Annotated in this window: 5 protein-coding genes; all 5 read right to left on the minus strand. The window is 74.1% G+C overall.

The annotated features are described in order from the left end of the window. Positions 1–13: 13 nt before the first annotated feature. Genes ACV530_RS03725 through asnB form a run of 5 tightly spaced genes read right to left on the minus strand, consistent with a single transcriptional unit; the run spans position 14 to position 14,556 of the window. A complete protein-coding gene (locus ACV530_RS03725; RefSeq protein ID WP_494330753.1) occupies positions 14–1,432 on the minus strand; it encodes a hypothetical protein in 1,419 nt (472 codons plus the stop codon). Further along, positions 1,429–2,457: a TauD/TfdA family dioxygenase gene (locus ACV530_RS03730; RefSeq protein WP_494330754.1), complete on the minus strand. Its 1,029-nt coding sequence runs from the start codon at positions 2,455–2,457 to the stop codon at positions 1,429–1,431. Before ACV530_RS03730 ends, ACV530_RS03725 begins: the two co-directional genes overlap by 4 nt. Then, entirely contained in the window at positions 2,454–4,940 is a 2,487-nt protein-coding gene (locus ACV530_RS03735) for an AMP-binding protein (RefSeq protein ID WP_494330755.1), read from the minus strand. The genes ACV530_RS03730 and ACV530_RS03735 overlap by 4 nt, the downstream gene beginning before the upstream one ends. After that, complete coding sequence (locus tag ACV530_RS03740; RefSeq protein ID WP_494330756.1) at positions 4,937–12,664, minus strand: amino acid adenylation domain-containing protein; 7,728 nt, start codon at positions 12,662–12,664, stop codon at positions 4,937–4,939. Before ACV530_RS03740 ends, ACV530_RS03735 begins: the two co-directional genes overlap by 4 nt. After that, positions 12,661–14,556, minus strand: a complete 1,896-nt coding sequence (gene asnB, locus ACV530_RS03745) for an asparagine synthase (glutamine-hydrolyzing) (RefSeq protein ID WP_494330757.1) — start codon at positions 14,554–14,556, stop codon at positions 12,661–12,663. The genes ACV530_RS03740 and asnB overlap by 4 nt, the downstream gene beginning before the upstream one ends. Between the last annotated feature and the right edge of the window lie 5 nt (positions 14,557–14,561).

Below are 14,561 nucleotides of genomic sequence, written 5' to 3' on the forward strand. Positions count from 1 at the left end.
CGTGGCCGATGGGTCAGTGCGGGCCCCGCGGCGTCTGGCGCGGTGCATCGCAAGGCGGAGCATCACCCGCGTACTGGGCGTACTCGGGTGATGCGACAACGCGGCGAGGCGCCGTGCCAGGCGTCGCGGGGCCTGTGCTGACCCATCGGCCACGCCCTAGGGGGGCGTCCGGGTCGGCGGCTGCGGCCCGGAGCAGGTGGTCCATGCGCTCCAGGACGTCTGTGGCAGGCCCGTGGCGGGGGTCGGCGTCGAGGACCAGCACGATGTCGTCGCCGAGTTCGCCGAGGGACAGGTCGAGGACCGTGCCGTCCCAGCGGCTCGCGGGAACGGGCGTGGCGGCGCCGAGCAGGTCGGCCTCGCGGAACAGCTCGATCGACAGGCCCCGTTCGGCCAGGGTGCGTTCGCCGCGGGTGGCGGCGCTGGTCGGCGGGTGGCGGCAGAAGCTGAGCGCCACGTTCCAGTGGGCGGCGGTCCTGGGCGGGGTGATGCGGCCCAGTGCGCGGCCGAGCTCGACCACCTCACCGTACGGGAGGTAGTGCACGACGGCGTCGAGGAAGCCGGCCTGGGTGCGCAGCAGGACGTCGTGGAAGGTGGGTGCCGTCAGGTCGCCGAGGTCGGCCCAGAAGACGAGACGGTCGGTGAATGGGCCGACGGCTGGACCGAGTTGGAGGTGCTCGCGCAGGTCCACGATGGTGGCGAAGGCGGTCGGGCCGGGGTCGCCCGGGGTGCGCAGGCACCAGGCGGCCAGGGCCATGACGGGCAGCGAGCCGGCGCCGCCGAGCGGCCCGCCGAGGCCGGTGAGGGTGCGCCAGAGCGCGCCGGAGATGTGCAGCCGGTGGGTCTCGGCGTCCCCGTCATCCCCGGGGGCGGGCGGCGGGGCGGGCAGGGCCTCCAGGCGGCGGTTCCACCAGCGGCGGCGGGAGTCGCGGGCCCGGTCGGTGAGGGGGTCGAGGTCGAGGAGGGCGGTGACATCCCGGTACTGCTCGGACCGGAAGCGTCCCGCGTACGCCTGGCAGACGGCGCCCAGGACGGCGTAGAGGGACTGGGTGTCGAGGAGGAGGGAGTGCGCGGTGAGCGCGAGCACGGCCTCGTCGTCATGGAGACGGACGAGGTGGAAGCGGGCGCGGTGGCCGCCCACGGACGGCCTGTCCCGGTCGGCGCGCAGCAGGGCCACGCAGGCGGCGTCACGCCCGGCCGGGGCGATGCCGCGCAGGTCGACCTCGGCGGGGTCGGGGACGTACGGACCCATGCTCATCTCCGGCCGTTCGCCACCGGTGAGTTCGGCCGTGAGGACGGGCAGCGCGGCGCCGACCTGCCGTACGGCGACGGTGAGCCGTTCCTCGTCGATGTGCCCGGTGAGCCGCAGGCCCCGCACCTGCACGGCGTCGCGGGCGTACGGCCACAGTCCGCGCTGGACGAAGGAGGCGGTCATGCGCGTACCTCCTCCCACGTCAGGGGCCGCGCCATGCCGACCACGACGCGGCGTTCGCCCGTGAAGGGCTCCCGGCCGTGCGCGGCAAGGAGGTTGTCGACGAGCAGCACGTCGCCGGCCTGCCAGGTGCGGGCCACGCGTTCGGCGGCGTAGGCGTCGCGCAGGTGCTCCAGTACGGAGGGTTCGATGGGGCTGCCGTCGCCGTAGTAGGTGTTGCTCGGCAGGTCCTGTTCGGCGAACTGGGCCAGCAGGGCCTCCCGGAGCGCGGGCGGATGGCCGGAGATGTGGAAGAACGCGGCATGGTTGAACCACACCCGCTCCCCCGTGACGGGGTGGACGGCGAGGGCGGGGCGGACCTGGGTGGTGCGCAGCCCGCCGTCGGGCTTCCATGTGACATCGATGCCGCGTGCCGCGCAGTACGCGGCGACGGCGGCCATGTCGTGCGTGCCGAAGGCGTCCTGCCAGCGCACGCCGAGACCGTCGCCGTAGTTGCGCTGGTAGAGCACGCCGCGCTCGGCGAAGGCGGCGACGACGGACGGCTCGAGCCGGGCCAGGACCCGCCGGGTGTCGGCGAGCGGGGTGGCGCCTCCGGTGCGGGCGGGGGTCAGGCAGCCGAACACGAGCCGGGCGGGGAAGCCGAGTTGGTACGAGTTCTCGTTGTGCAGGGCGATGGTCTGGTCGGCGGGGTGGTCGGTGGCCGAGTAGAGGTGGTGGCCGAGTTCGGTGCGGGGCGTGGAGCGTTCCACGTACGCCTCGGGCGTGCCCGCGAGCGCCTGCACGGCCTCGCCGAAGGCGTCCAGGTCGGTGCGGGCGCCCCGGAACAGGACGGCGCCGTGCTGGTGCAGCCAGCCGTCGACCGTGTCCGGGTGGGTGCGGGCCCATTCGGCCGCATCGACGCCGTCGCGGGTGGCGGCGACCTCCAGCGGCAGCCCCGGGTCGCCCGTGGGCGCCATCCAGGAGGTGCTGCGGGCGTCGACGGTGCGGCGGCGTCCGGCAAGTCCTGCGAGAGGGAAGCGGCGGTTCATGGCGTCTCCGTGCGGGGCCGGCCGCCGAGGAGGGCGTGGACGAAGCGGTGCCGGTCGTCGAGGGCGAAGAGATCCCGCAGCGGGGCGGGGTCCATGGTGCCGACGGGGCACAGGCCGAGTCCGGTCGTGGCGGCGGTCTCCATCAGCAGCTGGGTCATCGCACCGGCCTCGAAGACGGTGAAGTCCCAGGAGAGTTCGGCGTAGAGCGGGGTGATGGCGTCCATCGCGGCGATCAGGTGGAGGGAGAAGGCCGCTTCCCGGAAGACGGCCCGGTTGATCTCGGCGTGGGCGGTGGGGTCCAGGGTGGCGGCGGGGTCGATGCCCACCAGGCGGTTGCGGGCGGGGTGGTGGTAGTAGCTGCCGGCGGGGAGCCCGGTGACTCGGTCGTCACCGTGGACGAGCAGATAGGTCTGCACGGGATAGGCCGAACCGGCCGAGGGATAGCCGTATTTGGCCTCGCCGTCCGGACGCATGTCGCGCAGCGCCCCGAGGAGCTGGGCGACTTCGGACAGCGGTACGGGTCCAGGTGCGAAGCGGCGGTGGCTGCGGCGTGCCGCGAGCCTCTGCCCGGCCGGGCCCGTCAGGGGTATGCCGTCAGTGTCGTCGTACCGGTGCCGGATGCCGTGGTGGGCGTCCTTGAACGCCTGCCGGGCGCCGATGCCGGTGATCAGCGCTGGTTTCGAAGATTCCGGGCGCCGTCCGCCGAGGTGCTTGCCGACGATCACGGCGACGGAGGGGAAGCCGAGCAGTTCCTCGATGTCGGTGTCGATGCCGAGCTCCTCCTCGAGGGCGGTGGCCAGGCGGACGAGCTCCATGGAGGTGGCCCCGGCGTCCAGCAGGTTCATATGCGGTTCGACGGCACTGAGTCCGAGAACCCGGCAGGTCACGCGGGTGACCGCGGCGAGCAGTTCGTCCTCGCCCTGTACGGACGGTGCGGGTGCGGCGGGTGCGGGGACCGTGGCTCCGGCGGCGATACGGTCCCGGTCCACGCGTCCGTCGGAGGTCAGCGGCAAGGCGTCGACGATCTCGATACGGCCGGGCAGGAGGTACGGGGAGACCTTGCGCCGCAGGTGCGCGAGGAGTTCGTCGGAGCCGACCGTGGCACCGGCCTGCAACCGTACGCTCGCCAGGGACTCCTGCCCCTCCCCCACGGGCACGACGACGGCCGAGTGGACCGAGGCGTGCAGGGTGAGGGCGGACTCGGTGTCCTGGAGGTTCAGCTGCCGTCCGCGCACGGTGACCTGGGCGCGCTCGTCGCCGACGATGTCGATCACGCCCTCGGGCAGCAGACGCGCGAACTGGCTGCCACGGACCAGCGTTTCGCCGGTCTCGGGGTGGGTGACGGTCTCCCGGCCGCCCTGCTCGGCGGCGATGCCACCGTGGTGGACGCGGCCGGCGACCCAGACCGGGCACGGCTTCATGGCCTCGGAGAGGATGTGGACGCGCTGGTTGGGCAGGGGGGCGCCGATGGGCACCGAGCGCCATTCGGCGGCGAGTTCACCGACCTCCATACAGGTGGTCCAGGGCCCGGCCGGGGTGGCCGCGCCGAGGTGGGCGACCGTCGGCCTGTGCGGGGCGGCCGCGCGCAGCCGGCTGACGAGGGAGGGGTCCAGGCGTTCGCCGCTGAGCAGCAGCAGCCGCAGGGACTCCGGAAGCGTGGCGCCGCGCTCGGCGAAGTGGTCCAGCAGGAGGCCGAGAAGCGCGGGCGGCGAGTTCCAGACGGTCACACCGTGGGTGCGCAGGGCGTCGTCGAGGGCGTGCGGGGTGCGCAGGTCGATGTCCTGGACGAGGACGACGGCCGCCCCGGCGAGGAGCGGGCCGAACAGGTCGTAGAGGGCGAGGGGCGAGTCGGCGGGAGAGAGCGCGAGCAGCCGGTCGCCGGGGCCGACGGCGAAGACGCGGTTGACCTCAAGGGCGGCGGTGGCAACGGCCCGGTGGCTGACGACGGCGGTGTCGAGCTGGTAGGCGGGATCGACTGCGGAACCCAACACCCGGGCGGACGCGACGGGTTGAGGTCCGTCGACAGGCACGACCTGCGTTCCGGGCGGCCAGTCGATGCGCTCGGCCAGCCAGGACTGCGTGAGGACGACCGCGGCCTTCGCCCGGTCGACGCGCTCCCAGCGCACGGGCCGGGCCGCGCCGGGGTCGACCGGCAGGCACACGCCACCGGCCCGGAGCGCGGCCAGTGCGCCGACGACCTGTTCCGCACCGTACTCGACGGCGAGGGCGACGCGGTCCCCGGCGGTGACGCCTGCCGCGGCGAGGCGGGCGGCGACGGCCGCCACGCGGGCGTCCAGCTCGGCATGGCTCAGCGCGAGGCCGGGAGCGATGAGGGCGGGTTCGGTGCCGTACTGGCGTGCCGCGTCGGCCAGTTGGGCGGCGAGGGTGTGCTCGGGCACGGGCGCGGTACGGGCGTTCAACGCCCGCAGCAGCTCGCGCTGGTCGGCGGGGAGCAGCGTCGACATGGGCCGGGCGCTGTTCACTCCGGACCACCTCCCGTCTTCTCGTCGTCGGTGGCGAGCGAGGCGAGGAGCGCCTCGAAGGCCTCGAACATGGCCTCGATCAGTCCTGGCGGGAATGCGTCGGCGACGTAGTCCCATGTGCACACCAGATGGCCGTCGTTCTCGCTCACCTGGTGGTCGAGCAGTACCTGCGGGGTCTGGCTGATGGCGTGGACGGGCCGGACCCGCCAGGCGGGCGGGGAAGCGTCTGCGGGGTCCGGGTCGGCGGGGCGCAGCGCGCTGGTGAAGACGACGGGCATCCGGGCGGCGTCGGGGGTGCCCCGGTCCCGTCGCAGCATGCGCAGGACCTCGACGCCGCTGACGACGCGGTGTTCGAGGTCCTGCCAGATGCGTTCCTGGAGGCGGCGGGACCGGTCGCGGAGGGTGTCGCCCTCGCCGTCGACGGCGAGCAGGGTCGTGCTGGTGAAGTCGCCGACGATGTCCTCGACTCCGGGGAGCAGGGGTGGGCGGTGGAAGGTGGTGAGGTTGAGAGTGAAGCGGGGTTCGCCGCTCCACTGGGCGAGTACGTCGCTGAAGGCGGTGCAGATCAGTGCGGCGGGGGTGACGTCGGCTGCGGCGGAGCCGCGCCGCAGCCGGTCCCAGGCGTCGGGCCCGAGGCGGGTGGAGAGCCGGGCGAACCGGGGCGCGGCCAGTTCCTCGGGGCGGCGCAGGAGCGGCAGTTCCGGGGGCGGGGGCAAGTCGGGCAGCCGGTCGCGCCAGTAGGCGAGGGCGCGCTCGCGCGGCTCGCCCGCGCCGTGGGCGCGGAGGGCGAGGACGTAGTCGCGGAAGGAGCAGGACAGGGACGGCAGTTCGGTGTCCGGGTCGTGGTAGAGGGCAAGGAGTTCGCGGGTGAGGATGTGGACGCTGTGGGCGTCGGCGACGAGCAGGTCCAGGCTCAGGTGGAGGCGGGTGCGGACCTCGTCCAGGCGGTGGGTGCGCAGGTCGAACAGCGGCCAGGCGGAGGAGTCCCGTACCTCGTGGGACATCTGGTCGCGTACGCGGTCCAGTTGGTCCTGTGCGTCCGCCCTGCCGCGCAGGTCGGTGTGGGCGAGGACGTAGGGCGGCACGTCGGGGAGCACCTGTTGCAGTCCGTCGGGACGGACGACGAGCCGGAGGGCGTCGTGGCGGTCGATCAGGCGGCGGACGGCGGCCGCGAGCCGGGCGGGGTCGAGGTCGTCGACGTCGAGTTCCAGGTAGGTGTGGGTGGCGACGCCGCCGAGGGAGAGGGAGCTGTGGCGGCCGAGCCAGTAGGCCTGCTGGATGTCGGTGAGCGGGAACGGCTCGTGGCGGGAGGTGGGGTCGGCGGCCGGGGTAGGGGTCGAGTCTGCCAACTCCCTGTCCCGCACGGACAGTTCGGTGATCGTCGCGGCGAGGCCGCCGAGGGTGCGGGCGTCGAAGAGCCGGGCGAGGGGCACCCGGAGGGCGAGACGGGACTCGATGCGCGTGACGAGGGTGATCGCCACGCGTGAGGTGCCGCCGAGGGCGAAGAAGCCCGCGTCGGGGTCGGCCTCGGTCACGCCCAGGAGCTCGCACCACAGCTCCGCGAGCCAGTCGGGCACGGGGGTGGAGGACGCCTTGGGAGGATCGGACTCCCGCGTGGGTAGGAGGTGTTGGAGCGCGGCGCGGTCGACCTTGCCGTTCGAGGTCAGCGGCAGCCGGTCGAGGATCCGCAGCGTGGCGGGGACCATGTAGGCGGGCAGGCGGGCGGCGAGGGCCTGCCGGAGGGCATCGGGGTTGTCGTCCGTGACGGCGAAGGCCACGAGACGCTTCTCGCCCCGGGGTGCGCCGACGGCGATGACTGCGCCGGAGGTGACGCCGGGCAGCCGCTCCAGGACGGCCTCGATCTCGCCGAGTTCGACCCTGAATCCGCTGACCTTGACCTGGTCGTCCTGCCGGCCCAGGAACTCGAGGGTGCCGTCGGGCAGATGACGGGCGAAGTCCCCGGTGCGGTAGAGGAGCCGTCCGGTGGCGGGGTCGGTGACGAAGCGGTGGGCGGTCTGTCCGGGGTCGCGCCAGTAGCCGCGGGCGACGCCGGTGCCGCTGATGTGGAGCTCGCCGGGTACCCAGTCGGGGCGGGGGCGCAGCCGGTCGTCGAGGACGGCGAGGCCCTGGTTGTCGAGGGGGGTGCCGTAGGGGATGCTGCTCCACTGCTCGTCCACCGGGCCGATCTCGTACCAGACGGACCAGATGGATCCCTCGGTGGCGCCGCCGAGGCTCATGACCGTGGCGCCGGGGGCGCACCGGGCGCGGATGCGGTCGGGCAGGGCGAGGGGGATCCAGTCGCCGCTGAACAGCACTGCCCTGAGGGTGCGCAGGGCGTCGGGGGCCAGGGCCTCGGCGTATTCGGTGAGGAGGGTGCCGAGGGCGGGGACGGAGTTCCACAGGGTGACGCGTTCGCGGCGTATCAGGTCGGCCCAGTGGCCGGGATCGCGGCGGCGGTCGTGGTCGGGGAGGACGACGGTGCCGCCGGCGGCGAGCACGCCGAACAGGTCGTAGATCGCGAGGTCGAAGCTGAGCGAGGAGACCGCGAGGACGGCGTCGCCGGGTCCGACGGAGAAGCGGCGGTTGACGCACTCCAGGGTGTTGGCGGCGCCGAGATGGTCGATCATGACGCCTTTGGGTTCACCGGTGGAGCCCGAGGTGAAGATGGTGTAGGCGAGGTCGGTGAGGCCCTGGACGGATTCCAGGGGGCCAGTGCCGGTGTCGGAATCGAGGGCGGTGTCGTCGTCGACGGCGAGCACGGTGACGCCGACGGGCACGGCAAGGGTGTCGAGCAGCGCCTGTTCGGTGAGGACGAGCGCGGCCTCGCCGCGGCGCATGAGGCGGACGAGCCGTTCGGCGGGCTGCTCGGGGTCGAGCGGCAGGAACGCCGCCCCGGACTCCAGGACGCCGAGGGCGGCGACAGCCTGCTGCCACCCCTTGCGGGTCACGACGGCGACGAGTTGCCCGGGGCGAGCGCCCAGGCGGCGCAGCGTACGGCCGACGCGCCGGGCGTGCCCGGTGAGTTGGCCGTACGTCAGGCGGGTGTCGCCGTCGACGAGCGCGGTCAGCCCGGGGTGGCGCCGGGCCGCGTCGCCGACCGCCTCGTGCAGCAGCCGGGCCGGCAGGGGTGCCCCGGTCGCGGCGATGCGCTCGCGCACCGCGGCCTGGGCCGCGGGCAGGGCAGGGGTGCCGGGGCGCTGCCAGGCGGCGGGGTCGGTGGCGAGGCGGTTCAGCGCGTCGGTGTAGGCGGCGAACATGGCGTCGAGGACGCCGGGTGCGAACAGGTCCTCGACGGCGTCCCAGTTGAGGACCAGGGCGCCGTGGTCCTCGGCGACCTGGTGGTCGAGCTGGACCTGCGGGGTCTGGCTGACGCCGTGGACCGGTTCGCCCAGGGGCAGGGCGTCGGGGGCGGTGTCGGGGGCGGTGTCGCCGATCGGCAGGTTGGAGGTGAAGACGACGGGGGTGACGGGGCGGGGCGGGGCGTCGTGGTGCTGGGCCCACTCGCGCATGACGGTCACTCCGCTGACGGCGGAGTGGTCCAGGTCCTCCCAGAGGCGGCCCTGGAGCCGGCGGGCCCGGGCGGTGAAGTCGCCGGGCAGGCTGTGGTCGACCTCGAGCAGGGAGAGGGAGGTGAAGTCGCCGACGACGCCGCCGATTTCGGGGTGTACGGGCGGGCGGTCGAAGACAGTGAGCATCAGAGAGTACCGGGGGCGGGCGCTCCAGGCGGTGATCACCTCGGTGAACGCGGCCAGGAGGACGCCGGACGGGCTGAGCCCGGCGCGGCGGGCACGCTCCTTCACCACGGCCCAGCGGGCGGCGTCGAGGCGGCCGGAGCGGCGTACGAAACGTGGCGGGCCGGTGGTCTCGGCTGCGGTGGCCAGAGGGAGTTCGGGGCCGGGCGGGAGGCCGGGCAGGCGCTCGCGCCAGTACCGCTCGGCCGCCTCGTACCCGGCGGACGCGCGGAGTGCCTGTTGGTGCAGGACGTAGTCCCGGAAGGTGGCGGTCAGGGGCGGGAACGTACGGGCCAGGTCGGCGTAGCGGGCGGCGAGCTCGGTCATGACGAGGCCGAAGCTGTGGGCGTCGCAGACCAGTGCGTCCACGCCGATGTGGAGCAGGGCGCCGTCGGTGCCGAGCGAGACGCGCACGTCGAACAGCGGCCAGCGGTCGGCGGGCAGCACCTGGTGGGACATCTCCCGCCGCAGCGCGTCGCGTTCGCGGCGCTGCCCGTTCTCGTCCAGGGTGCGCAGGTCGCGTACGGCCGGCTCGTACGGCGGGACGTCGGGCAGCACGCGCTGGAGTCCGTCGGGGCCGATCACCGCGCGCAACATGGGGTGCCGGTCGATCACGCCGCGCAGTGCGTGCGCGAACCGGTCGGTGTCGAGCCCGGGGGCCGTGATCTCCAGGTAGGCGTGGGTGGAGACGCCGCCGAGGGCGAAGCCGTCCTCCCGGCCGACGTAATAGGCCTGTTGGACGTCGGTGAGGGGGAAGGCCTCGTGCCGTGCGGCGGGGTCGGGCGTGAGTCCGGCGCGTTCCTCCGGGGCTTCGGGGCGGGCGTCGTCGATCCGGGCGCCGAGTGCGGCAACGGTCGGGGCCTCGAAGACGTCCCGCAGCCCGAGCCGCACCCCGCACCGGGTACGCAGTCCGGCCGCCGCGCGGGCGGCGAGCAGGGAGTGGCCGCCGAGGAGGAAGAAGTCGTCGTGGGCGCCGAGCGGGCCGTCCAGGACGAGGAGTTCGGCGAAGACCTCAGCAACGGCGGCTTCGGCGGCGGTGCGCGGCGCGACGAAGGCGGCACGGGCGGCGCCCGGGTCGGGTGCGGGCAGGCGGCGGTGGTCGGTCTTGCCGTGGGCGGTGACGGGCAGGGCGTCGAGGAGGGTGACAGCGGTGGGTACGAGGTGGGCGGGGAGCTTGCGACGCAGGAAGGCGGTCAATTCGGCTTCCGGTGCGGGGGCTTCGCGCAGGGCGGGGCCGGGCTGTGCGTAGGCCCACAGCCCGGTGGCGTCGGGGTTCGCGACGACGGCGGCGGAGCGGACGCCGGGGTGGGCCAGCAGGGCCCGTTCGACCTCGGCGGGCTCGACGCGGTGGCCTCGGATCTGCACCTGCCGGTCCACGCGGCCCAGGAGTTCCAGCCGTCCGTCGGCGCGCTGCCGGGCGAGGTCGCCCGTACGGACGGCCCGGGCGCCGGGCGGCCCGTAGGGGTCGGGCAGGAAGACGGCGGCGGTCGCCCCCGGGCGGGCGTGGTAGCCACGGGCCACGCAGGCGCCGCCGACGTGGAGTTCACCGGGCATCAGCGCGGGCAGCGGCCGGAGTCGCGGGTCGAGGACGCGGGCGCTGACGCCGGTGATGGGGGTGCCGACGGGGCAGCGTGCCAGGAGCGCGGCCCCGGGCGCGACAAGGGCGGCGGTGGCGTCGGCGGCGGTCTCGGAGGAGCCGTAGAGGTTGAGCAGGGTACGGCCGGGCAAGCGGGCGTGGAAGCGCCGGGCGAGCTCGGGGTGGAGGGGTTCGCCACTGGTGATCCAGGTACGCAGACGGGCCAACCGACCGTCCAGATCAGTGTCTTCATCCATCAGCATGGTCAGCAGCGAGGGTACGGCCACCATGCGGCTGACCCCGTGCCGTTCGAGGGCGGCGGTCAACAGGGCGGGATCCCGGGCCTCGTCGGCGGGCAACAGGACGAGAGGGACACCGGCCGACAGCGGGCCGAAGACCTCCCAGACGGCGTCGACGAAACCGGGTGCCGTACGGGCGACGGCGACGTCCCCGGCCGCGAAGGGGTGGGAGGCGCTCATCCACTCGATCCGGTTGACCGTGCCCCGGTGCAGGCCCATGACTCCCTTGGGGGTGCCGGTGGATCCCGAAGTGTGGACGAGATAGGCGAGGTTGTCGGGGTGCACGGGGAGGTTCAGGTCGTGGCCCGGGTGCCGGGCGACGGCGGCGGCCTCGTCGCGCAGGAAGGCGGGAGTGACGACCACGGCGGGCCGAGCGTCGGCGAGGATCGCGTCCAGCCGCTCGCCGGGGTGGTCGGGGTCGAGGGGGACGTAGGCGGCGCCGGCCTTGAGGACGGCGAGGGCGGCGGTCACGGCGTCGGTGCCACGCGGAAGCCGCAGCGCCACCCGGTCCTCGGTACGGACGCCGAGGGCGCGCAGGTGGCGGGCGAGCCGGTTGGCACGGGCGTTGAGGGCCCGGCAGGTGGTCCGCTGGTCGCCCTCGACGAGGGCCACCGCGTCAGGCGTCTTGGCGGCGCGTGCCTCGAACAGGCCGTGCACGGTGGTGGAGTCGCCCGGGGCGGAGAGGGGTGCGGGTACGGGCGGGGCGGGCAGGAGTCCGCAGGGCGCGGCGGGATCGGCGGCGGCCTGCTCGAGGACGGCGCGCAGATGACCGGCGAGCAGCGCCACGGTGGTGTCGTCGAAGAGATCGCGGTCGTACTGGAAGGCGATCTGCAGTCCCTCGTCGCGCTCGCGGACCTCGACGACGAGGTCGAACTGGGCGGTGCCGAGGTCGACGTTCTCGGCCGTCGCGTCCAGCCCGGGCAGGGTGACGGCGGGGGCGGGACGGTGGGCCACGCACATCACGTTCACGGGCGGTTCCGCGGCATTGGCACGGTCAGTGGGCAGGAGCTCGAGGGCCTTCTCCAGGGGCAGTTCCTGGTGGGCGTAGGCACTGACGAGCCGTTCGCGGACGCGGCGCCACAGGTCGCGGAACGAAGCCTGGCCGTCGGTCTCGAAGCGCAGCAGCAGGACGTTGACGAAATAGCCGATGAGACCCTCGAGTTCGGGCCGGGTCCGGCCGGCGACGAGGGTACCGAGGGCGAGGTCGTCCTGGCGCCCGGTGCGGCGCAGGACGACGAGCAGGGCGGTCATGACGAGCATGAACGTCGACCCGCCCTCGCGATGGCGCAACTGGTCGAGTTCGTCGGTCAGTCCGCGCGGCAGCAGCAGGGTGTGGTTGGCGCCCTCGCCACGGCGCGCGTCCAGGCGGAGACGATCGGTGGGCAGGTCCGTACGGGACAGGTCGCGCAGGGCTTCGGACCAGTACGCCTCGAGGGCCGACAGCTCATGGCCGGCCAGGCGGTCACGCTGCCAGTGGGCGTAGTCGCCGTACTGGACGGGTGGCGGGGGCGTACTGTCCGGGCGACCGGCGCGCAAGTCCCGGTAGCTCGCCGCGAGTTCCTCGAGCAGGATGCCGTTGGACCAGCCGTCCGTGACGGCGTGGTGGACGGCGAGCAGGGCGACGTGCTCCTGCGGGGCCAGCCGGAAGAGGGTGACCCGTAACAGGGGGCCATGGGTCAGGTCGAAGGGGCGGCGGGCCTCCTCGCGCATCAGGCGCGCGGTGTCGTCGGGTCGCCCGGTCAGGTCGACGAAGCGGACGGGGACGTCGGCCGGGGGGTGGACGACCTGGGTGAGGCGGTCGCCGTCGAGCCGGAAGGTGGTGCGCAGGACTTCATGGCGGCGGACGATGCCGCGCAGCGCGCCGCGCAGGGAGGCGAGGGACAGCGGGCCGCGAAGGCGCAGAGCGGTGCCGTAGTTGTAGGCGGAGGGCAGGAGACCGGCGAGCAGCCACATGCGTTCCTGGCCGTACGAGGGCGGGGGTTCGGCGTCGCCTCGGGGACGCAGGGGCGATCCCTTACGGGTCCTGGTGCGCAGGATCTCCTCGAAGGCCGCGCGGCGTTCGGGAGAGAGCGCGGCGATGCGGGCGGCCAGTTCCTCGTCCCGTTCGGTGTCGGTCACCGTGTCCCCCTGTCCGCCAGGCCGAACTCCTCGGCCAGTACCACTGTTCCGGCGACGAGTTGCAGCAGGCTCTCGCCGGTGGCCCTGCGGCCGGGCGGCGCATCGGCGAGCCGGTCCAGCAGGGTGCGCACGGCGCGGGGTTCGAAGAAGGGGTTGTCGCGCAGGGCGGCGTCGTCGGTGTGCTCGCGCAGGGCGGCGAGCATACTGTCGTCGTCGACGACGGGGGGTGCGAAGAATCCCCGCTTGGCGCCCTGGGCGACCTCACGCGGGATGCGGTCGCGCAGGGCGGCCCGCAACGGATACTTGCCGGAGCCGTCCCGGTCGTACCAGGCCAGCGGAGTGTGGCGGACGACGTCGAAAAGGTGGTGGTCGAAGAAGGGCATCCGGACCTCGACGGCCTGTGCCGCGTCGAGGCGTTCGGCGGCGAGGAGGTAGCCGGGCAGGCGGCTCTTGGCGAAGAGGTAGGCGGCCTGGTGCACCGGTACGCGTCCGGCGATCCGCGCGGCCCCGGCGGCGAGGAGGGGCGCGGCGGCGTCGGTTGCGGCGAGTTCGGCGGCGAAGTCCGGGCGCAGCAGTGCGGTGAGGGGCTGGACGACGGTGAGGTGGCGGTCGACGATCCAGGTCGGCAGAAAGCCGAGGGTGCCGAGGAGGCCGCGCAGGTATGCGGGGAGGACCCCGTCGAGCCGGGCGTAGCCACGGGCAGCGCGGGCGCGGGCCTCGGCGGAGAGGCTGAGGGTGAGGTCCTTGCGGAACTGGGGGTAGCCGAGGAACAGTTCGTCGCCGCCCTCCCCCGCGAGGACGGCGGTGTACCCCTCCTTCTTGATGTGGGCGCTGTGCAGGTGGCGGGCGATGCCGTGCGCGTTCTCCTGCACCATCTCGCCCGCCCGTACGACGTCGCGCAGGTGGTCGGCGAACCGGGCGCGTTCGGAGGGGACTTCGCGGTGGGCGATGCCGAGTGCGGCGGCGGTGCGGCGGGCGACGGGGCTCTCGTCGTAGGCGGGGTCGTCGAAGCGGACGGTGAAGGCGGTGATGCCGCCGGGGCCGACGTGGTGTGCGGCGCACGCGGCGACGGCCGTGGAGTCGATGCCGCCGCTGAGGTGGCAGGCGAGCGGCACGTCGGCGACGGTGCGCAGCCGTACGGCCTCCTCGAACCGGTCGCGCACGGCGGCCAGATGCTCCTCGGGCCGCGGGTTCGCGATGGCGAGGTCGTCGCCGGGCGGGTAGTCGAGGTCCCAGTAGGGCGCGATACGGACACCGTCCGCATCGGCGGTCAGGGAGCAGCCGGGCGAGAGTTGCCGGATGCCGGCGAAGAGGGTGCGGTCGGGGGGCAGGCCGAGCTGGAGGTGGGCGGCGAAGGCGGCGGTGTCCCAGCGGGCGGGGGCGCCGCAGGCGAGCAGGGCCTTGATCTCCGAGGCCACGTACAGCTGTCCGCCCCGCTCGGTGTAGTAGAGCGGCTTGACGCCGAAGCGGTCGCGGGCGGCGAAGAGGGTGCCGTGGCGCTCGTCCCAGAGGACGAACGCGAACTCTCCGCGCAGCCGTTCCAGCGCCCGCACGCCGCCGTCGCGCAGGTAGAGGTGGAGGGCGATCTCGCTGTCACTGCCGGTGCGGAAACGGCAGCCGGCGGACTCGAGTTCGCGGCGGATCTCCCGGTAGCCGTAGAACTCGCCGTTGGCGACGAGCTGTACGGTGCCGTCCGGGCCCGCGACCGGCTGGCGCCCGGCGGCGGGGGCGATCACGGCGAGGCGGGTGTGGCCGAGTGCGGCGCGGCCGGAGGGTGAGGCCCAGGTGCCCTCGCCGTCGGGGCCGCGTGGGCGTAACTCGGCCATCGGATCGGCGAGTTCGCTGCCGTCGAGGCCGCCGTCGGCGGAGTGGATCGCGACGATGCCGCACACGGGCC

This window comes from Streptomyces sp. SX-6, assembly GCF_059089585.1.

Coding starts and splice junctions, on each gene's coding strand:
- ACV530_RS03730 (WP_494330754.1), bottom strand. CDS start 2,457: ATGAACCGCCGCTTCCCTCTCGCAGGACTTGCCGGACGCCGCCGCACC.
- ACV530_RS03725 (WP_494330753.1), bottom strand. CDS start 1,432: ATGACCGCCTCCTTCGTCCAGCGCGGACTGTGGCCGTACGCCCGCGAC.